This is a genomic window from Rhizobium zaerense (genome assembly GCF_051810725.1).
Taxonomy (GTDB): domain Bacteria; phylum Pseudomonadota; class Alphaproteobacteria; order Rhizobiales; family Rhizobiaceae; genus Rhizobium; species Rhizobium leguminosarum_I.
Genome location: NZ_JBPWQY020000004.1, coordinates 1 through 24417, shown reverse-complemented (window position 1 = coordinate 24417; position 24417 = coordinate 1). Strand labels below are relative to the sequence as shown.

17 protein-coding genes and 1 pseudogene are annotated in these 24417 nt (G+C 61.7%); 12 read left to right on the top strand and 6 right to left on the bottom strand.

From position 1 onward, the window contains the following. Positions 1 to 303: 303 nt before the first annotated feature. The gene (locus ACS4RR_RS28070; protein WP_456190591.1) at positions 304 to 1032 is read right to left on the bottom strand and encodes a FadR/GntR family transcriptional regulator; all 729 of its coding nucleotides are present in this window, start codon (positions 1030 to 1032) and stop codon (positions 304 to 306) included. Positions 1033 to 1441: 409 nt separating this feature from the next. Further along, on the bottom strand, positions 1442 to 2449 hold the full coding sequence (locus ACS4RR_RS28065) for a LacI family DNA-binding transcriptional regulator (RefSeq protein WP_260111238.1): 1008 nt from the start codon (positions 2447 to 2449) through the stop codon (positions 1442 to 1444). Between the two features lie 205 nt (positions 2450 to 2654). Between ACS4RR_RS28065 and ACS4RR_RS28060 the strand changes: the two genes are divergently transcribed. The 6 genes from ACS4RR_RS28060 (at position 2655) to ACS4RR_RS28035 (ending at position 10473) form a co-directional block, all read left to right on the top strand. After that, the gene (locus tag ACS4RR_RS28060; protein ID WP_260059362.1) at positions 2655 to 3977 is read left to right on the top strand and encodes an alpha-L-fucosidase; all 1323 of its coding nucleotides are present in this window, start codon (positions 2655 to 2657) and stop codon (positions 3975 to 3977) included. A gap of 51 nt (positions 3978 to 4028) precedes the next feature. Continuing rightward, positions 4029 to 5252: an ABC transporter substrate-binding protein gene (locus tag ACS4RR_RS28055; protein WP_170279640.1), complete on the top strand. Its 1224-nt coding sequence runs from the start codon at positions 4029 to 4031 to the stop codon at positions 5250 to 5252. Between the two features lie 82 nt (positions 5253 to 5334). Further along, the gene (locus ACS4RR_RS28050; protein ID WP_260111445.1) at positions 5335 to 6309 is read left to right on the top strand and encodes a carbohydrate ABC transporter permease; all 975 of its coding nucleotides are present in this window, start codon (positions 5335 to 5337) and stop codon (positions 6307 to 6309) included. Next, the gene (locus ACS4RR_RS28045) at positions 6299 to 7183 is read left to right on the top strand and encodes a carbohydrate ABC transporter permease (protein ID WP_260111239.1); all 885 of its coding nucleotides are present in this window, start codon (positions 6299 to 6301) and stop codon (positions 7181 to 7183) included. The genes ACS4RR_RS28050 and ACS4RR_RS28045 overlap by 11 nt, the downstream gene beginning before the upstream one ends. Before the next feature lie 199 nt (positions 7184 to 7382). Beyond that, positions 7383 to 8312 carry a substrate-binding domain-containing protein gene (locus ACS4RR_RS28040; protein ID WP_260111240.1) on the top strand — a complete coding sequence of 310 codons (930 nt, stop codon included), beginning with the start codon at positions 7383 to 7385 and terminating at the stop codon, positions 8310 to 8312. A gap of 16 nt (positions 8313 to 8328) precedes the next feature. Further along, a complete protein-coding gene (locus ACS4RR_RS28035; RefSeq protein ID WP_407751241.1) occupies positions 8329 to 10473 on the top strand; it encodes a methyl-accepting chemotaxis protein in 2145 nt (714 codons plus the stop codon). A 67-nt stretch (positions 10474 to 10540) separates the two neighbouring features. On the opposite strand, the gene ACS4RR_RS28030 is transcribed toward ACS4RR_RS28035, so the two are convergent. From ACS4RR_RS28030 to ACS4RR_RS28020, 3 genes are all read right to left on the bottom strand, one after another. Next, positions 10541 to 11803, bottom strand: coding sequence for a DUF3422 domain-containing protein (locus ACS4RR_RS28030; RefSeq protein WP_222385453.1), 1263 nt, complete (start codon positions 11801 to 11803; stop codon positions 10541 to 10543). Positions 11804 to 11996: 193 nt separating this feature from the next. Next, positions 11997 to 13358 carry an MFS transporter gene (locus ACS4RR_RS28025; protein ID WP_260111241.1) on the bottom strand — a complete coding sequence of 454 codons (1362 nt, stop codon included), beginning with the start codon at positions 13356 to 13358 and terminating at the stop codon, positions 11997 to 11999. A 202-nt stretch (positions 13359 to 13560) separates the two neighbouring features. Then, on the bottom strand, positions 13561 to 14844 hold the full coding sequence (locus tag ACS4RR_RS28020; RefSeq protein ID WP_170279645.1) for an ABC transporter substrate-binding protein: 1284 nt from the start codon (positions 14842 to 14844) through the stop codon (positions 13561 to 13563). 190 nt (positions 14845 to 15034) lie between these two features. Between ACS4RR_RS28020 and ACS4RR_RS28015 the strand changes: the two genes are divergently transcribed. The 6 genes and pseudogenes from ACS4RR_RS28015 to ACS4RR_RS27990 all read left to right on the top strand — a co-directional run bounded on the left by ACS4RR_RS28015 (position 15035) and on the right by ACS4RR_RS27990 (position 23168). Continuing rightward, positions 15035 to 17557 (top strand): hypothetical protein, encoded by a 2523-nt coding sequence (locus ACS4RR_RS28015; protein ID WP_260111242.1) that lies wholly within the window; start codon positions 15035 to 15037, stop codon positions 17555 to 17557. A 16-nt stretch (positions 17558 to 17573) separates the two neighbouring features. Then, the gene (gene bglB / locus ACS4RR_RS28010) at positions 17574 to 18668 is read left to right on the top strand and encodes a beta-galactosidase BglB (RefSeq protein WP_222331881.1); all 1095 of its coding nucleotides are present in this window, start codon (positions 17574 to 17576) and stop codon (positions 18666 to 18668) included. Then, positions 18665 to 20028 (top strand): annotated as a pseudogene (gene pglB, locus ACS4RR_RS28005) (polygalacturonase PglB). The gene bglB and the pseudogene pglB overlap by 4 nt, the downstream one beginning before the upstream one ends. Next, positions 20016 to 21122: an ABC transporter ATP-binding protein gene (locus tag ACS4RR_RS28000; protein WP_456190459.1), complete on the top strand. Its 1107-nt coding sequence runs from the start codon at positions 20016 to 20018 to the stop codon at positions 21120 to 21122. Before pglB ends, ACS4RR_RS28000 begins: the two are co-directional and overlap by 13 nt. 2 nt (positions 21123 to 21124) lie before the next feature. Continuing rightward, entirely contained in the window at positions 21125 to 22120 is a 996-nt protein-coding gene (locus ACS4RR_RS27995; protein ID WP_222331884.1) for a carbohydrate ABC transporter permease, read from the top strand. A gap of 1 nt (position 22121) precedes the next feature. Then, entirely contained in the window at positions 22122 to 23168 is a 1047-nt protein-coding gene (locus tag ACS4RR_RS27990) for a carbohydrate ABC transporter permease (protein ID WP_260111245.1), read from the top strand. A gap of 131 nt (positions 23169 to 23299) precedes the next feature. Here the strand turns inward: ACS4RR_RS27990 and ACS4RR_RS27985 are convergent. After that, positions 23300 to 24417: ROK family transcriptional regulator (locus ACS4RR_RS27985; RefSeq protein WP_456190458.1), on the bottom strand; the 1118-nt coding region annotated here is incomplete at its 5' end.

Genomic DNA, 24417 nt, shown 5'->3' with positions numbered 1-24417 from the left:
GTGTCTCCTCCACGATGCCGCCCCTTTCTATGACGTCGAAGCTTTCAACTAGCTTTCAGCCGCAGACGGGCAGGCAGTCCGTCCAATCCCGTCCATGCATCAATGACAGCGCCAGCATTTTCTAAGCCGGATACGCCGCCCGTTCCACAGACATGTATCGCAGACATATCCTTTTCCGAGCGCATCGGCAGCGTTCAGTGCTCGCGGTAACCGCTTCAACATGAAAATCGTGAGACGACTTGTCCGCGGCCGTCATGGTCACCTGACGACCGGCTGGAACGTGTGATCTCTTGGGATCAGATGTCAGCTTGTAAAGCTTCGCAGATCCCTCAGCAGATTGCGGTACCTCGCCTGGCTGCCGACCAGATGGTCGCGCATGGCGTTGCGGGCAGCTTGATCATCCCTGTCCGAGATGGCGACGACGATCGCCTCGTGCTCCCTGTGGATCAGCTTTCGATAGGCGGTCTGTTCGACCGTCCTCGTTTCCGGGACGAGCCTCGACTGCGGGATGATCGCCGAACCCTGGGACTCCAGGAACTGCCTGAACAGCGGATTGTTCGTCGCTTCCGCGATCGCGGCATGGAGCTCGAGATCCGCATCGCGAATGGATTGATCACTCTCGATGCACCGGAGGATTTTCCGGTGGCATTCGAATATCGCTTCCTCCTGTGCCGGCGAGCGGCGTAGGGCTGCAAGGCCCGCTGCCTCGATTTCGACAGGTGTTCTGATCTCGAGTACCTCAAGATCGGAGGCAACGCGGGCCTTGTCGACTTTCCGCGCGGAGAGCGCCGGATCGGCACCGAGTACGAAGATACCCGCTCCCTGGCGCACCTCGACAAGCCCGTCGGAGCGAAGTGCTGCCACCGCCTCACGCACGACGGTCCGGCTGACGCCGTGTGTTTCGGTCAACTCATGTTCACTCGGAAGCTTGTCGCCGGCGGAATATTGGCCGCTCAATATGGCTTGCCGGAGGCTTTCGCCGACCTGTGTGACCAGCGACCCCGAGCCTTTGCTGCGATCCTTCATCTGCATAGCCACGCCTGACCCCCGCATCGGCTTTGATCCGAATGCCATTCAAACGCGCGGCACCCGAAATTCACGATTCATCACACATGTATGACAAATTTGGTGGTCTTTCAATGGATGAACCGCGCTTGTCGCTTGCCGGTTTCGTCAACAACGGCGGTACGTTGCAGATGATCTGTTGGGTCTTGGCGCGGCAGCCTCCCAGGTGCCTCATCCCGAGGTGCGTAGCCCATAGGGCGAAGCCTCGAAGGACATGCCGCAACTTTGCTCCTTGCATTCAGCACCGCCGGCGTGCCCGCCTCGCCCTTCGAGGCCCCTTGCGGGGCACCTCAGAGGATGAGGCTCTCTTGAGCTTTATCGTGGCATCCTTCCGCGCGCCTCTTCCTTTGCCTCGTGATGGAATTCAGGCAAGCACTCACAACCGCCTGGTCGACTCCCCGCGCACGAATCTCGGCGTCAGGATAAAATCCTGCGGCGGTGCTGCGGCGCCCTCCGGGCTTGCTATTCTTGCCAGCAGACGTTGTGCCGTCAGCTCGCCGAGCTTCTGCGCATCCTGAACCACCATGGTGATGCGTGGCGTGATGACGTTGCTCCAGGGCACGTCGTCGACCATCGCCAGCGACACGTCGTCAGGGCAGCGGAAACCCATCTCCTGCATGACCTGAAGCGCTGCGAGACCCGTCATGTTGTTGGCGCCGATGATGGCGGTCGGCCGATCGCGGCGGGTGAGCAGGCGCATTGCCTGCGCATGGCCGCCGGTTCTGGTGTAGCCGCCTTCGACCACCAGCGAAGGATCAAGGTCCACGCCGGCGCCGGCCATCGTATCCATGAAGCCCTTCAGGCGCTCGTCGGCAGTGTGCAGGCCGCTCGGCCCGGAAATGAAGCCTATGCGCCTATGGCCGAGTTGCAACAAATGTTCCGTCAGGATGGTGGTGGTCAGCGGATTGTCGGAACCGACAAAATCGCGCTCGGCGCCCTCCACCTTCTGGTCAAACATCACGATCGGGGTTTTGAAGTCGCGCAGGAAGGTGGCGTACTCGTCGCCGCGCCCGTTTGCCGCCAGCGCAATGCCGGCAATCTTCTGCGCCTCCAGCCGCTCGAGTAGCGCCCGTTCGAGATCGGCCTTGCCCGAGGAGTCGGCGATCAGGACAAAATATCCGTGATCGAGCGCCTGGTGCTCGATCTCGCGGCGGATGTCGCCGAAGAACATGTTGCCGAGATTGGCCGAGACGAAACCGATCAGCGAGCTGCGTCCGCGCGCCAGCGTCTGGGCCACCGGGTCGATGCGATAACCGGTCGATTTTATCGCCTGCTGGATGCGGTCGAGCGTCTCGGCGCCGACCCGCTTCGGGCTGTTGAGCGCGAGCGAGACGGTCGAGATTGAAACCCCCGCAAGGCGCGCGACATCTCGTATGGTGGTCATGGTTATCGAACCGGTTCTAATGTCTTGTTATGTCCGATATTATTGGTCTGCGCAACGTTCGTGCTGCAAAACACGTGTTTGCACCGCTTCCTTTCTGAACTTGTGATCGCGAATTTCGGCTTGACAGACATCGGATCAGGCGAGATGATCGTTTACCGAACCGGTTCGATATGATGTTGAGCCGGAAAACAGGGAGGAGAAACCTGTGACGAGTTCGGAACGCCAGCCGGAAAATCCGGCATCTGGAGGGGCGGAGAAACACGCCTGGTTCAGCCAGGATCGCCTGGGCATGTTCATCCATTGGGGCCTCTATGCCCTAGGAGCCCGGCACGAATGGTTGAAGAACCGGGAAGAGCTGACCGACGACCATTACCAGCGCTATTTCGACAATTTCGATCCCGATCTCTATGATCCCAAGGAGTGGGCGCGGCGGGCACGTCTTGCCGGCATGAAATATGTCGTGGTGACGACCAAGCATCATGAGGGCTTCTGCCTCTGGGACAGCAAGGTGACGGACTACAAGGCGCCGAACACGCCCTGCCGCAAAGATCTGCTCACGCCGCTGGTCGAAGCTTTCCGCGCCGAAGGGCTGAAGATCGGCTTCTACTATTCGCTGCTTGACTGGCACCATCCCGATTTCCCGATCGACGTTCACCATCCGCTACGCAACCATCCCGACGCCAAGGCGCTGAATGCCGGCCGTAACATCGCCAACTACGCTGCCTATATGCGCGAACAGGTGCGCGAGCTTCTGACCGGCTTCGGCCGCATCGACATCATCTGGTTCGATTTCAGCTACCCGCGGCGCGAATATCGCGGCCTGCCCGGCAAAGGGCGCGCCGACTGGGAAAGCGAGCTCCTGGTCGAGCTGGTGCGCGAGCTGCAGCCCGGCATCATCGTCAACAACCGCCTCGATCTGCCGCCCGGCAACCTGCCGGACGTGACGACACCGGAGCAATATACGCCGCGCGTGGCACCCGCTATCGCCAGCCAGGGGGTGCGCTGGGAAGCCTGCCATACCTTCAGCGGCTCCTGGGGCTATCATCGTGACGAGGATACCTGGAAGAGCCCGGAACAGATCATCCAGCTGCTCATCGATTCCGTCGCGCTCGGCGGCAACCTTCTGATGAATGTCGGCCCGACCGGCCGGGGCACGCTCGACGCGCGCGCCATCGCCGCGCTCGAGGTCTACCAAAATTGGATGGCCGTGAATGCGCGCTCCATCTACGGGGCAGGACCGTCCGATTATCCGGCGCCGGCTGGCTGCCGCTATACGCAGCGCGACAACCGCCTCTATCTGCATGTTTACAACTGGCCTTACCGCCACATCCACATCGAGGGCGTCGCCGACAGGATCGCCTATGCGCAGTTCCTGCACGACGCCAGCGAGGTCCGCTGGCTCGCCCAGACCAGGGATGTGGATTCCAATGTCGGCGTGATGGTGCCGGAAGGCATGATCACGCTCGAACTGCCGGTCCGGCGCCCGGATGTTACCGTGCCGGTGATCGAGATCGTACTCGAGGCGTGATCTCGGTCGCACCCCGCGTGTCCTTTGCGTTCATGGAGGGAGGAGAAACCCATGAAGGTTTTGAAGAAAGCGCTTTTGCTCGCCGCGGTCGGCAGCAGCCTCTATGCCACCGCCGCATCGGCCGAGCAGGTCAACTTGACCTGGCAGATGTGGACCGGCTCCGAAACCGACACCAAGAGCTGGCAGCACCTAGCCGAGATGGTGACCGCCAAGTATCCCGATATCAAGGTGACGCTGACGACGACGGGCTGGGTCGACTACTGGACGCGGCTGCCGGTGCTGGCGGCATCGGGACAGCTCGCCGACATCGTTTCCATGCAGTCGCTGCGCATGCCGAACTTCTATTCGCTGCTCGAGCCTCTGAATGACCGGATCGAGGCCGACAAATTCGACGTCGGCGCCTTCACACCCTCGATTATCGGCGGCATGTCGGTCGACAAGCAGCTCTACGGTCTGCCTTACGACGTTGGGCCGTGGGTCATCTATTATAACCAGGACGCGCTCGAAGCCGCCGGCGTTCCGCTGCCGAAGCCGGGCTGGACGCTTGCCGAGTTCACCGATGCCGCCAAGAAGCTGACGAAGGACGGCAAGTACGGCTTCGGCATTACACCGACGAACTACTCGGTCCTGGCCGCGGCCTGGGGCGATAAATACGTCAACGACGCCGGTGCGCTTGACTTGACCAGTGCAAGCGCAGTTGCCGCCGCCGACAGGCTGATCGGCTTTGCCGCCAAGGATAAGGTCGCGCCGCTGGTCCCCTCGGGTGGCGCGGATCCCGGTGATGTCGTCCAGGGCCGGTTCAATTCGGGCAACGTCGCCATGTATATCGACGGCCCCTGGTCGATCATCGGCATGAAGGACCAGGCGAAGTTCAAGATCGGCCTCACCACCCTGCCGCGCGATGAGGGCGAACTTTCGGCCGTCACCGCAGGCTCCGGTTTCGGCATTTCCACGACGAGCAAGAACAAGGACGCGGCCTGGAAGGCGATCCAGGTGCTGACCAGCTCGGAAGCCTTGTCCTATCTCGCCGAACAGGGCCGTGCCTTGCCGGCGCGCACGGCGTCGCAATCGGCCTGGTACAAGGTGGCGGCCAAGGACATCACCAATGGCGGCGAGGCCATCGACTATTCCCTGGCGCACTCCGTACCCTACGTGATCACCAACAACTGGGCAGCGGTGGAAAACCTCTTCAACCAGTATTTCCCGCCGGCTTTTGCCGGCAGCGCCGATGCCAAGCAAACGATGGAGTCCATCCAGAGCCTTGCGCAGCAATAGAGCCAGCGCGTCCGACAGGACGCGCCGTCGCCTTGAAATCTGCGCATGATCCTTTCGGAAAATGGATTCCGATTTTCGGGTCATGCGCCAGCTCTCGCTGCGGCAGGACCTGCCGCGCATGGAGGAAGACATGTCGCAAAGCGCTGTTGCCGAAGTTGCCTTGCAGCCCGCTCAGCCACGGCGCTTCCTGAAGCCGGAGACCCAGACAGCCATGCTGTTCCTGCTGCCGAGCTTTCTCGGCTTCATGGTCTTCATGGCCGTGCCGATCCTGGCATCGCTGGCGCTCAGCTTTACCAACTGGCAGCTGATCTCGACGCCATCCTTCGTCGGCTTTCAGAATTATATCAGGCTCTTCACTGTCGATCCGGCCTTCTACACCGTACTCCGCAACACGCTGTTCTTCGCCATCGAGTATCTGGCGCTGAATATCATCGTCTCGCTGACGCTGGCGGTCTGGATATCGAGCCTGAAGCGCGGCAAGGCGATCTTCCGGGTGATCTTCTTCCTGCCGACCTTCACACCGACCATTGCGGCGTCGGTGGTCTGGCTGCTGATCTTCACGCCGGACGGGCTGGCCGACACCATCATCCGAGCGCTCGGCCTCGGCCTGCCGAATTTCCTGCTGAGCTCGACTTGGGCCATGCAGGCTGTCGTGCTCGTCACGCTGTGGGCGAATGTCGGCTACAACGTCGTGATGTTCAACGCCGCTCTCGACCTCGTGCCGAAGCACTATCTCGAGGCAGCGACGATCGACGGCGCCAATGCCTGGCAGCGCTTCTGGCGCATCCGCCTGCCGCTCATCTCGCCGACCATCTTCTTTGGGACCGTGATGACGGCGATTACCTCGCTGCAGGTCTTCGACGAGATATTCGCGATGACGCGCGGCGGCCCGGGCTCGGCAACGGCGACGCTCGGTTTTGCGATCTACCAGAAGGGCTTCACCAACTTCCAGATGGGCTATGCCTCAGCTCTCGCCTGGGTGATGTTCGTCATGATCATGGCGCTCACCATCCTGCAATTCCACATGCAGCGCAAATGGGTGCATTATGACGATTGACCCGGCCTCACGGCATCCGCATTCCGTGTCTCAGCATCGTCACCGTATATTGCGGCGTGTCGGCACCTTCGTCAGCTACGCGGGACTTTCGCTGATCGCGCTGCTTTTCCTCTTCCCCTTCTTCTGGATGGTGTCGAACGCGGTGCGCTCCAATGCCGAGGTGATGGCCGTGCCGGTCCGCATCTTCCCCGAGGAGTATCATTGGGGAACATTCGTCGAAGCCTTGGTTTCCCTGCCGTTCGGAACCTTCCTGTTGAATTCCTTCGTGGTCGCCTGCGGCGTGACGGCGATCGTGATTGCGGTATCCTGCCTTTCCGCCTACGCCTTCGCCCGGCTGAAGTTTCCCGGCCGGGAAGGGCTGCTGCTTACTTATCTCAGCACGCTGATGATCCCTCAGGTGATGCTGGTCATCCCGCTCTTCCTCATCGTCAGCAAGCTCGGCTGGATCAACACCTATCATGGCATGATCCTGCCGGTCGCCTTCAGCTCCTTCGGCACCTTTCTGCTGCGGCAGTTCATCCTCGGCATTCCCAAGGATCTCGACGAGGCGGCGATGATGGACGGGGCTTCCCGCCTGCGCATCCTGGTCACGGTCATCGTTCCACTTGCCATGCCAGCCATCGGCCTCTTGTCGCTGTTCACCTTCATTGCACAGTGGAAGAGCTTCCTCTGGCCACTGATCGCCACCAGCGGCGTCGAAAAGGCCACGCTGCCGCTCGGCCTCACCTTGTTCCAGACACAGCAGGGCACCGCCTGGAACTACATCATGGCCGGTGCGACCATCTCCATGCTGCCGGGTGTCGTCCTGGCCATCGTGCTGCAGAGGGTGATCTACAAGGGTATCACCGTCAGCTCCGGATTCGGTGGACGCTAATCTTCATAAGAACAAAGATCTGAGCGCATCGCATCAAGTTTGGTGTGATGCGCTTCAAGTACGGTCGATCGCCACCGAAGACGGCGCTCCTGCCGCCTCGAGATCATATCTTCGGGCTTAACTTTTCCTTTCGGAGAAAAGTAAAATTTAACCAAAATTTGAAATAACGCATTCATATCCGAATTGTGCAGGGGAATTCATGAAAACCGCCACGCTTGCATCCATCGCCTTGGCGATATCGATCTCTGCTGCCCATGCCCAGACGATCGGGGTTTCGATGTCAGGTCTCGACAAATTCAGGACGGCGCTTCTCAACGGCGTCGTCTCGCATGGGCAGACGATATCCGGCCTCAAACTCGTCACCGAGAACGCCAATGGCGACAAGGAGCTCCAGAAGCAGCAGGTGCAGAAGCTCATTGCCGAAAAGGTCGACGCGATCATTCTTGCCGTCTCCGATGGCGACCTCGGGCCGCAAATGACCAAGATGGCGGCAGATGCCGGCATTCCGCTGGTCTACATCAACAACGTTCCTTCCAACCTATTGGACCTGCCGGACAATCAGGTGGTGGTCGCCTCCAATGAGAAGGAATCCGGAACGCTGGAGACCAAGCAGGTCTGCGCGCTCCTTAAAGGCAAAGGCCGCGTCGTCGTGCTGATGGGCGAACCCTTCCACGCCGCTGCCCGTGCCCGCACCCAGGATATATCAGACGTCATCGCCACCCCGGATTGCAGGGGCCTTCAGATCGTCGAGCGGCAGGCCGCCTATTGGTCGAGCGATTATGCCGACCAGCAGATGCAGGAATGGCTGTCGGCCGGCGTCAAGTTCGACGCGGTCATCGCCAATAATGACGAGATGGCGCTCGGCGCGATCCGGGCCATGAAGAAGGCCGGCATGCCGATGAAAGATGTCGTCGTCGCCGGCGTCGACGCGACCGACGACGCGCTCGCCGCCATGGTAGCCGGCGATCTCGACGTGACCATTCTCCAGAGCGCCGTCGGACAGGGCGCTGCCGCTGTCGACGCCGCCACGAAGTTGATCCGCAAAGAGAAGGTGCCGCGCGAAAACGACGTTCCCTTCGAACTCGTCACACCTGAGAACATTGCCACCTATCTGCCGAAGAGCCAGTGAGCATAAGAGGATTATGATGTTGCATTTCTGGAATAAATTCGGCATTCGCGCGCAGATCACCTCCGGCTTCGTGCCGCTGATCCTGTTGATGAGCCTGCTCACGGTCAGCGCGATCTCCGGCATGAACGGACTCGCCTCGATCTTTGCGTCTTATCGCGCCACTGCCGGCCAAAGTCTCGCCATCTCGGACTACAGCGACCAGCTGCACGAGATTCAGATGTCGGCGGAAGCCTTCCGCTCTACCCCGACGCAAGAAGTCGTCGATCGCTTCCGCGCCGGCGTGAAGGCCTTCGACGCCGACGATCCGCGTTTTGCCGGCAACAAGGACCTACAGTCCGGCCTTGCGGCGATCCGACAGGACATTGCCGCCTATGGCAAGGCTTTCGAAGAGATCGTTGTCCTTCAGGCCAGGCGTGACGCCTTGATCTCCAAGGTCACCGAATTCGGCCCCTGGACCAGCATCGCGCTCAACGACGTCGTGCGCAGCGCCTGGCGCCAGAACGATGTGGCCCTGCTGCAGATGACGGCGGCGACACTGGAGGCTCTGAACCGCAGCCTCTATTTCTCCGAGCGCTTCGTGCATTCCAACGATTTTGCCGCCTATGACACGGCGCAGACGGCACTGGCCGAAGCGCTTACGCTCAACGAAGCCGCCGCCAAGGCCGCGAAGAACGAACTGCAAAAGAAGCGCCTGATGGGCGCCGGACAACTGATGCAGAACTACACCGCCCGTCTCGGCGACATGAAGGACGTGCTGCAGGCCTCGGGCAACATCCGCCAGATGCAGCTCAGCGTGCTCGCGCCGAAAATCTCAGGCGGCTTCAAGGATCTGCAGGCAACTGTTACCGGTGCGCAGAAGACCCTGGACGGTTCGGTGGACGCAACGGTTGCCTCCGCGACCAGTGCGACGCTCGTCATCAGCGGGCTGCTGATCGTCATCGGCCTCGTACTTTCCTATTTCGTCGGCCGGCTGATTTCCTCGGCGGTGCGCAACATGGCCCAGTCCATGGAGCAGCTTGCCCGTGGTGAGGAAGGGATCGTGATCACGGGCGTCGAACATCGCCACGAGTTGGGAGCCATGGCGCGTTCGCTGAAGGTATTCCAGGAAACGGGGCGCGCCAAGCTGATCGCGGAAGCCAATGCCGAACGCGCCCGCCTGGCGGCCGAAGAAGAGCGGCTGCGCCAGGAGGCCGAGCGGCTCAGCGACGCGCAGGTGATGGAACATGCCTTCCGCCAGATCTCCGTCGGGCTGGACGCGCTGTCGAAGGGCGACCTCACCGTCCGCGTCGGCGAAGTCGACCATCGCTATGTCAGGATCCGGGATCATTTCAACAATTCGGTCGCGAGCCTCGAAGAGGCGATTGACGCCGTCATTCGCGCGGTCGCCACCATCCGCTCCGGCCTTGCGGAAATCTCTACCGCCTCCAACGATCTCGCCCGCCGCACCGAGCAGCAGGCAGCCTCGCTGGAGGAGACCGTCGCGGCGCTGGGTGAGGTGACCCGCGGCGTCAATGGAACGGCTGAGGGCGCAAGCCGCGCCCAGGGAGTCGTGGCGACCGCCCGCACCAATGCCGAAAAGGGCGGCGAGATCGTTGCCCGTGCCATCGATGCGATGACGGAAATTCAAAATTCATCGTCCAAGATCGGCAACATCATCAGCGTCATCGATGAGATCGCCTTCCAGACCAACCTGCTGGCGCTGAATGCCGGCGTGGAAGCGGCGCGCGCCGGCGAAGCAGGCAAGGGCTTTGCCGTCGTCGCCCAGGAAGTCCGCGAGCTCGCCCAGCGCTCCGCCAACGCGGCAAGGGAGATCAAGCAGCTGATCTCTACCTCCTCGGCGCAGGTCAAGACCGGCGTCCAGCTGGTGGGCGAATCCGGCCTCTCGCTCGAACAGATCGTCGAGCAGGTCACCGCCATGAATGCGACCGTGGCCGAGATCGCCGTTGCCGCCCGCGAACAGGCGACGAGCCTGCGCGAGGTCTCCGCCGCCGGCGACCAGATGGATAAGGTAACGCAGCAGAACGCCGCGATGGTCGAAGAGACCACGGCCGCCGCCCAGAGCTTGACGCATGAAACCGAAAGCCTTGCCGAGCTGCTGCGGCGCTTCAGGACGAGCAGCGGCCGGGCATCGGAGCATCGGCATTACGCGCTGGCATCCTGACGTCCTGTCGATACGAGCAAACGCCGCCGCCCGAAATGGCGGCGGCGTGCTCGTGTCTGGTGTCGTATCAATGGCTCCCGGATGCCGGAGCGTGCGGTGCGCCGGCAATGCTCTTGCGAACGTGACGAATTGCCGTCCAGACGGCGAAAAGCACGAGCGGGATGGCGCCGAGGACGGCGAGTTTCGCCATGTGCGGATCAACGCCCAGTTCGGAAATGCTTTCCAGGCAGATCTTCGCCAGCCCGACGGTGTAGTAGGTGATGGCGATGACGGAGAAGCCTTCGACCGCCTGCTGGATATGCACCTGGATCCGCGCCCTCTCTTCCATCGAGGTCAGTAGCGATGCGTTCTGATCTTCGAGCTGAACCTGCACCGTGGTTCTGAGAAGGTCTCCGGCCAGGCTCACACGTTCGGCCAGTTCGTCGAGGCGGCGTTCGGCGGCTTCGACCGAGCGGACGGCTGGTTGAAACCGCCGGTCGATGAAGGTGCCGATCCTCTGGCGCTGCTCGACGCGCACCTCGCGAAGCTCCGACGTTCTGCTTGCGACGATCTCGGCATAGGCTTTCGTCGCGCCGAAGCGGTGGCGAGCGAGCGCTGAGAAGTTGAGCACATCCGACGAGAGCTTGGTGACCTCGGAAAGCAGGGCTTTGTCGACCTTGACCGCGCTTTGCATGTGCGCGATCAGCAGGTCGAGGCGGCGGTCGAAGACGGAAAGCTTCGACACCGTCTCGCGGGCCATCGGCAACGCCAGCAAGGCCATCATCCGGTATGTCTCGATCTCCAGGAAACGCCTGACCATGCGGCCGGTGCGATAGGCATTGAGGTTGCGGTTGAAGAACAGGAATTCCACGAAGCCGCTGTCGGTCAGGCGGAAGTTCGAATGCACTTCCGCATCGCCGCCGCCGACTTGCGAGGCGACATAGTCAAGCTTTGGTTTTTCCGGACGCTGCCCGTCCTTCTCGTCGCGCACCAGCACCCGGACGGCCGCGATGACCTTCCCGTCGATCTGACGGCAGCATGCCTGAAAGGCTTCCGGCGGATTGCTGCCGGGTTCGGCCGATGCGGGAACGACGAAGGTCAGGGTGAGGAACTCGGTATGCGCCTCCCACTTCAGCCGGCCGTCGCCGATGCGGCCGATGCCGTGGTTGCCTTCGCGGGTCGTGGAGACATCCTCCAGTCCCGGCAGGGAATTCGGTATCTGAGGAGGGGCATCTTCTCCGACGATGGCGACGTGCCACACATCCGTGTCGCCATCGAAGTAAAGCGACGGCCGCGCGTGCAGCTCGTTGTGAAGTTCTCTTCGCAGCGGATGCTCGGAGCCCATCGGCATGGAAATTCACCTCTATATGGTAGGCAGTTGCTGGGTCCCCTGATGTAACCGGGTTGCCGGCATGTGTGAATTGACCATGGCGCCTGCGAGCCGGCGAAGGCCGACAACGCCTATAGCCTCTCCCGAACCCCGTGTCACCATGCGTTCACCATCGGGTGCCGAGACTGCGCATGCCTTCGCACCGACCGTTCGTTTAGAGCAAGCGCCAGCCGATGAAGCTTCCAAGCAGTTGGGCGCTGCCGCCGACCGACATCGCGACGATGAAGCCAGTCTCTGCTTCTCCCAGGAAGGCAAAGACCGCGCCCAGTATCGCGACGCCGATCGTCGCTCCCACCATGCGGGCGACGTTGATCAAGGCGCTCGCCGTGCCGGCGCGATCTGATGTCACGGTGGAGACGGCCACCGCCGTCAGCGGTCCTGTCGCCGTGCCCATCCCGACCCCGGTCAGCAACAGTCCGATCTCTTCGGCAATGAACCAGTCCGCCAGAAAGGCGGCGCCGAGCAGCAGATTGCCGAGACCCATCAAGGCGAGCCCTGCGGATATGGCCTTCTTCTTCCCCAGGCGCTCCGAGATCGCGCCGGAGAAGGGAGAGATCGCGATGAAGCTGATCGCCATCGGCAGCAGCGATAGCCCGACCTCGACCGACGCCAGCCGGCCGAGGCCGAGGGAGGCGAGCGGAAAGAGGAAGAGCGTGCCGTACATGCCGAAAGTCATCGCCGCCGTTTCCAGCATCGCGCCGCGGAACTGGCTGCCGGAGAACATCGAGATTGGAACCAGCGCCGTCTGTTCCAGCCGCCGCTCGACCCTGACGAAGAGCAAGAGAAACAGCGCGCCGGCAATGGCCAGCAGGGACGTCCAGAGGGGCGGCAGGTGCGACGATTCGATCGCGGCGAGCGTCATGACCATGAGGGCAGCGATCCCCAGCAACTGACCGAGCATGTCGAAGGATCGGCCCCGCCGATCCGCGCTCTCGGGAACGAAGAGCCGCGCTCCGGCCGCCGCAGTCAGTCCGATGGGGATGACGACGAAGAAGACGGATCGCCAACCGAAATCACGGATGAGGAAGCCCCCGAGGCTCGGGCCGATCGCCAGCGACATGCCGTTGCAGCCGGCCCAGATTCCGAGCGCTCGGGCACGGATTTTCTCATCCCGGTAGATGACCCGGATTAACGAAAGCGAAGCGGGCAGGAGCAGGGCGGAGCCGAAGCCGGTCAAGGCTCTCGCCGCGATGAGGATCGCAATGGTCGAGGCGAATGCACAGCCAAGGCTCGCCAAGGCAAAGACAGCGCAGCCGATCATGAACATTAGACGTCGGCCGTAAAGATCGGCGAACAAGCCGCCGCTGATGAGAAGTGCTGCGTAGACGAGATTGTAGGCGTCAACGACCCATTGCAGTTCAGTGACGGAGGCCTTGAGGTCGACCCCTATTGGCTGAACCGCCAGATTGACCACCGATGTATCGACCTGCGCCACGATCACGCCAAGGCACAGTATGGCGAGAGCGGCGGGCCTCAGCTGCGAGTGAGACCCGGTGTTTTGTTCGATTGAATTCATGACGCTGCCTTTCCCTTACAGCGCCGCGTGTCTTTTCAGACGCGTAAAGGACGCTGTAACGATTTGAAGGAAGACGTAGCGTGGTTCAGGCTATCGACAATTCGAAACTAGTCGAAGTGTCTGTGGGAAAGAAAAAGCCACGGCCCTGTTGCGAGGCCGTGGCTGCTGCATGCGCGCATCATGCGGGACGACGCATGACCGGTTACTTGGCGGCGAGCGCCACGTTGACCTTGTCGACGTCGGCACTCATTGCCTTGAAGGTCTCGTCGAGGGAAAGCTCGCCGACGATCAACTGGCTCATCCTCTGGACGATGAGCTGATAGATGGCGGAGGATCCCTTGAGACGTTCCAGGTCCCGGGCTGCCTGCGGCACGCTGTTGCGGCTTGCGAGGAAGACGGCCATCGCCTCCTTGGCATTCTTGCTCTCGAGCTTGTATTGCGGATCCTTGATGTCGGCGCCCGTCAGGATGACGTAGTTTTCAGCGATTTCACGCTGGACCTTTTCAGAGCCGAGGAACTCGATAAACGCGGCCACGGCCTCCGGAGATTTGGTGCGCTTGAAACCGACGATCGCGGTGCCGCCAGGCATCGCATAGCAGCCGGCATCGCCGCAGGGCGCGCTGATCGCCGTCCAGTCGAATGCGTCGCCGATCTTCTTCTGAAAGGGATTGACCATCCAGTTGCCGGCGAGATAGGTGACGACATTGCCGTTGACGAACTCGTCGCCCATGTTCTTGTACTGGGTTCCGCCGGCAGCACCCCACATTTCCTTGGGGAATGAGCCGTCCTTCGTCCAGCCGTAGAGATCCGTGACATAGCGCTTGGCGGCATCGTCGGGGAAGAAGAACTTGCCGTCCTTGACGTAGTTCGAGCCGTAGGAGAATGCCGCGCCGGAAAAGCGGTGGCCCGAGCGATCCATCGTGAAGGGGATCTGAGCGCCGGTCGCCTTGGCGACGCGCGCGGAGGCTTCGACGATATCCTTCAGCGTGGCGGTGGGCTTCGGAAGCGGTTCGCCGGCCTGTTCGAACAGCGTCTTGTTGACGAAGGGCAAGTTGAAGGTTTGCGACGCGATATAGCCGTTGATCGACTGCGGGTCGTTGACGCCGGGGAAGCGAAGCGTGTTCAGGCTGTCGCCGTGCAGCTTGGCGAAACCGTCCGGGTCCTTCATGTAAGGACGCAAGTCGAGGTAATAGGGCGCCAGCTGCCAGTCGGTGATCTTGGCAATGTCAGGGCCTTCGCCGACGGCAAGCTGTACCGGCAACTGCTTGGCGACCGCATCATAGCCCGACGAGACGAAATTGACCTTGACGTCGGGATGCGCCGTCTCGAATTCTTTGCTGAGCGCTTCCATCCGCTCGACGTAAGCCTGGTCATCGTCGGTGAACAGAAAGGTGATCGTCTTGGTTTCCGCCATGGCCGCGCCGGTCCATGCGAAAGAAACAGTAGCCAGCGCCAGTGCGAGGGCTCCTGAGAGATAGGTTTTCATTTTCATCCTCCCATGAAAATATTTTCATCAATCGCGGCTTCAGCCATCGATAAACGAATTTCATATACTTGACATTCGTTCGGTCAAGCTATTTTCTGCGGCACTAGTGAAGTTTTTGAGCAATTTGCAAAAATAGCCCGCAAAAAGACATAATGAAAATATTTTCATAGAATTGCGGAGGAGGCGGTCTGTGAAAACGGAATCCAGCAAACAGCCGGGCGAGATGACGCCGGCATACAGCGTGGCCGAGGGCCAGACGATCACGGCATGGGCCGTTTCCGGCCTCATCGCCAGCTATTTTCCCGGCGAGCCCGCGCCAGCCGAAGACCGCGTGAACTATCGTTTCATCAACGGTTTCGTCGATGTCGGCGACTTGCCCTGCCGCAAGGCTTTCTGGTCGACCATGGTCGGGCGGCCGCTGCTGCCCGACACAGCCTGGCCGACCGAAAGCCTCAATCTTCCCGGCGCAAACCGCCGCGTCGAGTTCACCGGTTTCTGGCACGTGCCGACGCATCTCAGGCGATGGCTGAAGGGCACGTTCAGGACGGAGACCGCGCGAACGCTCAATCTCAGGCTGAGAACCTGCGGCGGCGTTCGCATATGGGTCAACGGACAGGAGGAAGTGCGCTTCGAACCCTTCAAGCGCAACACCGAGAGCGCAACCGACATAAGCCTGCCGCTTAAAGCCGGCGACAACCAGATTCTCGTCCATACCGAAGACCTCGCCGAGCGCGACACGACATGGTTCTTCGAACTCGAGATGCTGGACGAGGAGCCGCTCTGCGTGCTGCTGCCCGTATCGCTTGATCAGGATGAGGTCCGCGAGCTGGAAGCCCTTGCGCGCGGCGTGCGCCCGGCCCGCGACGTCTTCGTCAATCAGCCGCTGGAGATCATCTTCGGCACTGCGCCCGAACGCGATCTGCCGGTAGAGATCGAGGTCGTCGGTCATGGGCACGAACGGCCCGTTCTCGCGCACTCCCGATTGACGCTCAAGGCTCATCAGAGCAGCCTCACGGCCGACGACGTCTGCGGCATTGCGGATGGTTATCACGGCATGCATATGACGATCGGCAGCGGCACGGGTTCGGTTACGCGCGTCATCGATGCCGCCTTCATGAGCAGCATTTCGCCGGTGCCATCAGAGACGTCGCTCGCCGCCCGCAAGCGGCAGGCGCTGGAATACAGCGCCCGCTTCGGCGCCAACCGCGTCGGGCGCCTGATCGCCATGATGGAAACCGGTCACCACGACCAGGAAAGCTTCGACCGCATCATCGACGCGACGCTCGCGTCCATCGATGCGCGGGAGGATTGCTCGGATTTCATCATGGTGCCGCTGTTATGGCTGATCGGCGCCTATGGCGACCGGATGCCCAGGGCCACCATCGACCGCATCCGGCATTCTGTCCGTTCCTATCGTTACTGGGTCGACGAGCCGGGCAATGACGCGATGTGGTTCTGGAGCGAGAACCATGTGCTCTGCTTTCATACGAGCCAATTGCTGGCGGGACTTCTCCTGCCCGACGAGGTGTTTTCAGCCTCGGGCAGGACGGGGCGGCAGCAAGCGGAACTCGCGCGCCAGCGCCTCGGTCGCTGGTTCGGCAGCGTCGAAGCCCATGGGTTGGCGGAGTGGAACTCGGCCGCCTATTACCCGATCGACTTCATCGGTCTGCTCGCGCTGGAGCGGTGGGCCGAGACGGCGATGTCAGCGCGTGCCAGCGCCCAGATCGATCTCATCTTCCGGATGATTGCCCTTCATACGCTCGCAGGCGTTCCGGCCGGATCGCAGGGCCGCGCTTACGACAAGGAGTTGCGCGCCGGCCCGCTGACCGAGCTTGCGCCCTTCGCCCAGGTCGCTTTTGGAACCGGCTGGCTGAACAATGGTGTCGCGGCATTGACGATGTTCTGCGCCGGCGGCTACGAGCCGCCGGCCGAGCTGGCCGAGCTTGCGGCGCTCACCCCGTCAAGAAGCGTCGAGGCGCGTTACAGCCAGGGGCTCGAGAGCGGAAGACTCGTGCTGTTCAAGAACGAGGCGGCGCAGCTTTCGACGGTCGTCGATCACAAGACCGGCCAGAAGGGGCACCAGCAGCATGTCCTCGACATCAGGTTGGCCGGCCATCCGATGGCGAGGCTGTGGGTCAATCATCCCGGTGAGGACGATCCCTGGGGCAATCAACGGCCGTCCTATTGGGCCGGCAACGGCATCCTGCCGCGCGTTGCCCAGCATCGCGACGTCGCCCTGCTGATCCAGGACACAAGCGACGCACGGCACGCATGGACGCACGCCTATATCGGCCGCGACGGGCTAGACGACCTCATTATCGAAGACAAATGGCTGATTGTCCGATCAGGCAGAGGATTTTCCGCCCTCTGGGCGTCGAACGGCCTGGAGCTGATCACCGATGGCCCGACGGCCGGCCGCGAGGTGCGCTCCTACGGGCCGCTGTGCGGCTGGGCTGGTATCGTCGGATGCGGCAACGACGCCGCCTTCAAGACGTTCATCGAACGCCTGGGCCAGACGACGGTTTCCTTCGATCCCGGGCTTCGGCGTCTCTCCCTGACACCGCCCGGCGGCTCGGCGATCGACCTCTTCTATGCCGACGGACTTTCGATCGGCGGCAAGGCGAAGCCCTTCATCCACGATCAGCCGCATCCGATCCTCACCTACGACAGTGCAGCCTCCGGCGCCGGCACTGACGGGCCGTTCTACTCCTGAAACATAGGTCTCCAGCATGAACACAACATCTGTCGATAACGCCGCCCTCCTGACGACGATCGATCGCGTGGCAATGGCGTTCAGCCGGCTCCGGGGCATCAAGGAAGGTCTCGTGACCGGAAATTCCGCCTCAGGAATCCAGTTCGACGAATGGGACTGGGAAGTCGGTGTCGGCCTTTACGGCTTCCTGCGTCGCGCCATTTCCACCAATGATCAGAAAGCGCTGCAGGAGCTCGTCGCCTGGTATGCCGTCCAGATCGAACGCGGCCTGCCTCCGCGCCAGATCAACAGCACCGCGCCGATGCTGCCGCTTGCGATCCTCGTCCAGCATGTCGACCGTCCCGATTTTCGCGCTCTCGTCGAGGACTGGGCCGAATGGCTCGTCAAGGAACTGCCGAAGACCGAGGACGGCGGCTTTCAGCACGTCGTCAAGGAGCGCCTCAACGACGGTGAATTGTGGGACGATACGCTGTTCATGGCCTGCCTGTTCCTCGCCCGGGCCGGCGTACTCTGCCAGCGCAGCGAGTGGATCGACGAGGCCGTCTATCAATTCGTGATCCACACCCGCTATCTCTCCGATCCGGTCAGCGGGCTCTGGTATCACGGCTGGACCTTCCACGGGCGGCACAATTTCGCCAATGCCTTCTGGGCGCGCGGCAATGCCTGGATCACCGTCGCCATCCCCGAGCTCTTCGATCTCGTCCCGACGCTCGGCGAGAAGGACCGGCGTTTTCTGTCGAACGTTCTCATCAGCCAGGTGCGCTCGCTGAAGGAATGCCAGCGGCCGGACGGGATGTTCACGACGCTTCTGGACGATCCGTCCTCGCCGCTGGAAACCTCAGCCACGGCAGGCATTGCCTATGGCATATTGCGCGCCATCGATGCCGGCATTCTCGACAAAGACGACAGGGCCTATGCGGAGCGCGCGTTTGCGGCGGTGCTGGCGCAGATCGACGAAGAAGGTGTCGTCCACGGCGTCTCGGACGGCACGCCGATGGGCCATGACCTCGATTTCTACAGGCGCATCCCCAACGTGCCGACGCCTTATGGCCAGGCGCTGACCATGCTGCTCCTGACGGAAGTCTTTCTCGAGAACGGCGAGCGCCAATGAGCCCCGTGTCACTTGTCGCGATCGAGCCGGCGGAGGGCGACGATACGATCCGCCTGCAGGCGGCCATCGACGGCCTGTCGGCTTCGGGCGGCGGACGCGTGGAGCTCAAGGCCGGCATCCATGTCTGCCGCGGGCTCCAGCTCAGATGCGGCGTCGACCTTCATCTGGCCGCCGGCGCGATCCTGCGTCCCGTCCCGGACTACGAGGCCTATGCGCATACGAGTGTTTCGGTGATCGCTGAAAAGTCGGACCGCGGCATGATCGTCGCCAAGGATGCACGGCGGATCAGCCTGACGGGGGCGGGGCGCATCGAAGCCGGTTGTGACAGCTTCATTGTGGGAGACGACGAGACGGTGGGAACCTTCATCCCGGCCGAATTTCGTCCTCGTGTCGTGGTGTTCGAAGGCTGCGACGAGGTCGAGATCAGCTCCGTCCATATTTGCCGCTCGCCAATGTGGACGCTGCATTTCGTCAACTGCACCGATGTCACAGTCAGGGATGTGACCATCGACAACGACCGCCGCCTTCCCAATACCGACGGCATCGTGCTGGATGCCTGCCGCGGCGCCGTCATCGAGGACTGCGGGATATCGACGGCCGACGACGGCATATGCCTGAAGACGAGCATCGGGCCTAATCGTGTCGCCATCGGACGATGCGAAAACATTCTTGTCCGCCGCTGCTCCGTTCGGAGCCTCAGCTGTGCGCTGAAGATCGGCACGGAAACGCATGGCGACGTCACCAATGTCGTTTTCGAGGATTGCAACGTCTCATCCTCCAACAGGGCGCTCGGCATATTTTCCCGCGACGGCGGCCGGATATCGAATGTGAGGTTTTCGAGAATTGCGGTGGAGTGCCGCGAGACCCCCGACGGTTTCTGGGGCTCGGGGAGGCGCTGACCGTCAATGTGGTTGACCGTGTCGCGGAGCGCACGGCAGGCGCCATCGAAAATCTCATCGTCGAGGACATAACCGGCCGGATGGAGGGGGCGATCACGATCATTTCGACCTCGTCGGCCGGTATCAGGAACGCATCGCTTGCGCGCATCGCCATCGATCAGCAGCCTGGGCAGCTCGGTACGGCGCGGTCCTACGACCTGCGTCCGACGAACGCGGACCTTTCCCCGAAAGCCGATGGCGGCGGCCGTGCGAATGCCTGGACCCGCGGGTCTGACGGTCGGGTGATCGGTCTTGAGCACTATCCGGGAGGAATGCCGGCCGTCTACGTGGCTGATGTCGTCGGGATCTTGATAAACGAGGTGCGGATCACAAGACCGACACCGCTGCCGCAAGGCTGGAACAAAAACAACGCCGTCTTCGAAACGGCGGCACCTGATGGGAGTGGGGCATGGCAGAACTGAAACTTTCCAACGTCAACAAGTCGTATGGCTCAGTCAAAGTCCTGCATGACGTCGAACTCGATATCCAAGACGGCGAGTTCGTCGTCTTCGTCGGTCCGTCGGGATGCGGCAAGTCGACCCTGCTGCGTGTCATCGCCGGCCTCGAAGAGGTCACGGAGGGCGCAATCGCGATCGGGGGCCGCGACGTCAGCGCGCTCTCGCCTGCCGAGCGCAAGATCGCAATGGTCTTCCAGTCCTACGCGCTCTATCCGCATATGAGCGTTCGCAAGAACCTCGCTTTCGGCCTGGAGAACCTGAAGTTCAAGCGCGCCGAGATCGAGGCGCGGATTGCCGAAGCCGCCAGGATGCTGGCGATCGAACCTTATCTGGACCGGCGCCCGAAGCAGCTTTCGGGCGGCCAGCGCCAACGCGTGGCAATCGGCCGGGCCATTGTGCGCGAACCGGACATTTTCCTCTTCGACGAGCCGCTGTCGAATCTCGACGCCGCCTTGAGCGTCCAGACCCGCGCCGAGATCACCAAGCTCCACCGCGAGATCAAGACGACGATGATCTACGTCACGCATGACCAGGTCGAGGCGATGACGATGGCCGACAAGATCGTCGTGCTGCGCGCCGGGCGGGTCGAGCAGGTCGGCGCGCCGCTGGACCTGTTCGATAGCCCGCGCAATCTCTTCGTCGCCGGCTTCCTCGGCTCGCCGCGCATGAATATCATCGAGGGCAAGGTATCGGGCGTCAGCGAAAGCGGCGTCACCATCGATGTCGGCAACGGCGGCAGCATCGTCAGCGATGTCGACCTCGCCGGCATTGCGGTCGGACAGGCCGTTCTCGCCGGCATCCGGCCCGCGCATTTTTCACGTTCCAGCGAGCGAGGCCTGCCGTTCATCGTCCAGTATCATGAGGGCCTCGGGACCGAGACCTATGTCTACGGCAACCTTGCAGGTCAGGACGAGCAGATGATCATTCATGAGGCCGGCCATTTCGCGCCGGCCCCTGGTGATCACATCCTGATCGATGCCGCCCCGGGGCGGGTTCATCTGTTCGATCCCGAAAGCGGCCTGGCTTTTGCCCGGCGGCCCGGACAGGGGAGGCGCTGAACATGGCGGCGCTCAAGGCAGGTGCATTGCTGACCCAGACAGGGGAAACGGCGATGAGAGTGGTCGAAGCCCCGATAAATCTGATCGAGCGCATCTTCGGCCGCAAGCGTATGCCATGGCTGTTCCTGGCCCCGAACCTCGTACTGTTTGCTATCTTCACGTTCCTTCCGATCGCGATCGCGATCGGTTACGCCTTTACCGGCGGCACAAACCTTTTCGTGTCGGAGCGTCCCTTCGTCGGCCTGGACAATTTCCGCACGCTGCTTTCCTGCGGCAATTATCTGCAGCCGGGAACCTGTCAGGAATCGCTGTTCTGGACGGCCGTGTGGAACACGCTCTGGTTCGTAGCCTTCAATGTCGTCGCCACATTGCTCGTGGCGCTGATCACGGCGCTGATCCTCAATCGGGCGATCGTCGCGCGCGGCTTCTTCAGGGCGATGTTCTTCTATCCCGTCTTGCTGTCTCCCGTCGTCATCGGTCTCATCTGGAAATGGTTCCTCGATCGTAACGGGCTCCTGAACGCCTTCTTCCAGATGATCGGCGTTCCCCCTGAAATCTTCCTGCTTGATGTCGGCTGGTCGCGCTTCTTCGTCGTTGCGGTGTCGGTATGGTTTCACATGGGTTTTTATACCCTGATCCTGCTTGCCGGCCTCCAGGCTATCCCGAAGGAGCTCTACGAGGCTGCCTCCATCGATGCCGCTTCGCCGCGCCGCACGCTGTTCAGGATCACGCTTCCGTTGCTCGCTCCGAACCTCTTGGTCGTGTTCATTCTTTTGATGATCAAGTCCGTCCAGATCTTCGACGAGGCCTGGGTCTTGACCAATGGCGGAGGCCCCGGCACGGCCAACAGCTTCATCGTCCAATATATCTACCAGATGGCATTCGGCAGCGATCTTCGCCTCTTCGGACTGGCCTCCGCCGCATCGGTTCTCATGGGGCTGGTGCTTCTGGTTCTCACCCTCATACAGCTGCGCATCGGCAAGCGAATGGAGTCCTGAGATGAACCAGATCAGCTTTTTCACGCGCACACGCCGAGCCGGACGCATTGATATAACCGACATATTGTCGTGGGTCTGGCTGGTTGGCGGAACCTTCGTGGTGTTGCTTCCGGTCCTCTGGGCGGGCCTCTCCTCGCTGAAGCCGGCGGCTGAGATCACCCGGTTTCCGCCGACGCTGCTTCCCCGGGCCGCCGTCGAACAGACCGTGCCCGGCTTCGACAAGCCGCTCAGCCTCTGGCAGGTTACCGTCGACGGCCAGATGCGCGAAATGGCCATGGTTCGCCGCATCGGCCTCAAGGCCCAGATGGTCGATCCGGCAAATCCGGGATCACCGGTCAGCGTCGACGTCAAGGGGCTGACGCCGGTGCAGAAGCTGACGGTCGCCAGGCAGAATTACACCGATCCGCTGACCCGATTCAACTTCCTGACCTTTCTGAAGAATTCAGTGTTCGTCACCTTCGTCGCAACGCTGCTGACGCTGATCGTCAACGCCATGGCGGCTTTCGCCCTGTCGAAATACAAATTTCCCGGTGATACGACGGTCTTCGTCATCATCATTTCGACGCTGATGATCCCGCTCGCCGTCGTCATGGTGCCGGCCTATCTCGTCATCGTCGGGGTCGGGCTTGCCGACAACCTCTGGGGCGTCATCCTGCCGACGGTCGCCTCTCCGACCGCCGTTTTCCTGCTGCGGCAATATATGCTGACCATACCCGACGAGCTGATAGAGGCGGCGCGCGTCGACGCGGCGAGCGAATTCTGCATCTTCTGGCGCATCATCCTGCCGCTGACGGCGCCGGCTCTGGCGGTGCTGGCGATCTTTTCGGTGCTCTGGCGCTGGAACGACTTCCTCTGGCCTCTCATCGTCCTCAACAGCCGCGAGAATTTCACGCTGCAGGTCGGCCTGAACGCATTCCAGGGAGAGTTCTCGGTGCAGTGGCACTATATCCTGGCGATGACGTTCCTCAGCCTGCTGCCCGTCACCGTCGTCTTCCTGTTTCTGCAGAAGTACATCACCACGGGCATCGCCGGAACAGGGATGAAGTAAGTGGGCCTGCATTGAGAGAGATCTCCTCGCAACCGTCGAAGAACCCAAACCACGCCGACCTCCGGCTGAGGCGCGTCGTATAGAACTCGGTTCATGCGGCGCGCTTCGGCGGTCGATACCTCCTGCGCATATCACAAAACGGTTTCGAAGAGCGGGATCAAGGCCGCGCCGATGGCACCGGGGGCATCGATGATCTGTGCCACGGCAAGGCGTGGGACGTCACGCAGCACGCCATGCCGAGGCAGATTATTGAACTCGGTCCGTTCGATAAGCATTCTCGCGAGCGAATGCGGAAGCTCGCCGCCAAGCACGATCAAGGCCGGGTCGAATACTGCGCAGATCGCATTGATGGCTTTGTTGTGGGCCGGCGCGATGCGGTCGACCCACTCCGCAACGCCATCCCAATCCACCAGGTTTTCGTTCTTCAGGTCCCTGAGGGTCAAGTTCGAGCGTCCCTTGGCATGAAGGTGTTGAAGCAAGAGGCTGAGTGCAGGGCGATCGTCGTATTCCTCACGCCCGAAGAGAACGGAATATTCGCCGGCATTTCCGAAACTGCCGCGAAACGGCATGCCTCCGGAAACGAGGCCGCCCCCGTATCCGTGAAGGTGGGCGATATAGGCGAAATCAGCGACGTCGCGGCCGACACCGAAAATTGCTTCCGCCAAGGCGGCGGTCCTGGCGACATTGTCTGCCCAGACCGGTAGGCCGAGCTGCTCTCCGAGCAAAGGCGCCAAATCGATCAATGACCAATGAGCGAGCGGCAGAGGACAGTTGAAGGCCGTCTCCAGCATATGGTGGCCAGAGACTGCCAGACCGATGCCGAGGACGTCGCGCCGCTCGGCTCCTCGCCGGGCAAGGAGCTCTTCGACCGCCGCTTCGATCCGCTCCATCTCCGCGGCGAGTGACGATCCCTCCTGCGGAATTTCCATGTGGTCCAAAGGTTCTCCGAAACCCATGAGGCAGAGGCCGATCGAACCGACGTTCACGGCGATGCCGAGCGTCAGACACCAGTCTCTGCAAAGAGTAAGGCCAGGGCTGGAGGGCCCGGGCCGCCGGCTTTCCGAATGGGAAAAGACGATCATTCCTCGCTCATGAAGCCGCGCGACGATCCTGTGCAGCGATTGCTGGGTGAGATCGAGCGGCTCGGTTAGGTCGGAGCGCTCAATGCCCGGAGACTTCCAGATCAGCCGCAGCAGGTCGCGTTCGTTGCGGGAAGCGACGCGCACAGCTTGCGTGTCTCGCAAAAAAT

Excerpts from the sequence above, each read along its gene's own strand:
- ACS4RR_RS28000 (WP_456190459.1), top strand. The coding sequence starts at position 20,016 with ATGGCAGAACTGAAACTTTCCAACGTCAACAAGTCGTATGGCTCAGTC.
- ACS4RR_RS28025 (WP_260111241.1), bottom strand. The coding sequence starts at position 13,358 with ATGAATTCAATCGAACAAAACACCGGGTCTCACTCGCAGCTGAGGCCC.
- ACS4RR_RS27990 (WP_260111245.1), top strand. The coding sequence starts at position 22,122 with ATGAACCAGATCAGCTTTTTCACGCGCACACGCCGAGCCGGACGCATT.
- ACS4RR_RS28040 (WP_260111240.1), top strand. The coding sequence starts at position 7,383 with ATGAAAACCGCCACGCTTGCATCCATCGCCTTGGCGATATCGATCTCT.
- ACS4RR_RS28070 (WP_456190591.1), bottom strand. The coding sequence starts at position 1,032 with ATGCAGATGAAGGATCGCAGCAAAGGCTCGGGGTCGCTGGTCACACAG.
- ACS4RR_RS28035 (WP_407751241.1), top strand. The coding sequence starts at position 8,329 with ATGTTGCATTTCTGGAATAAATTCGGCATTCGCGCGCAGATCACCTCC.
- ACS4RR_RS28045 (WP_260111239.1), top strand. The coding sequence starts at position 6,299 with ATGACGATTGACCCGGCCTCACGGCATCCGCATTCCGTGTCTCAGCAT.
- ACS4RR_RS28055 (WP_170279640.1), top strand. The coding sequence starts at position 4,029 with ATGAAGGTTTTGAAGAAAGCGCTTTTGCTCGCCGCGGTCGGCAGCAGC.
- ACS4RR_RS28030 (WP_222385453.1), bottom strand. The coding sequence starts at position 11,803 with ATGCCGATGGGCTCCGAGCATCCGCTGCGAAGAGAACTTCACAACGAG.
- bglB (WP_222331881.1), top strand. The coding sequence starts at position 17,574 with ATGAACACAACATCTGTCGATAACGCCGCCCTCCTGACGACGATCGAT.
- ACS4RR_RS28020 (WP_170279645.1), bottom strand. The coding sequence starts at position 14,844 with ATGAAAACCTATCTCTCAGGAGCCCTCGCACTGGCGCTGGCTACTGTT.
- ACS4RR_RS28050 (WP_260111445.1), top strand. The coding sequence starts at position 5,335 with ATGCGCCAGCTCTCGCTGCGGCAGGACCTGCCGCGCATGGAGGAAGAC.
- ACS4RR_RS27995 (WP_222331884.1), top strand. The coding sequence starts at position 21,125 with ATGGCGGCGCTCAAGGCAGGTGCATTGCTGACCCAGACAGGGGAAACG.
- ACS4RR_RS28065 (WP_260111238.1), bottom strand. The coding sequence starts at position 2,449 with ATGACCACCATACGAGATGTCGCGCGCCTTGCGGGGGTTTCAATCTCG.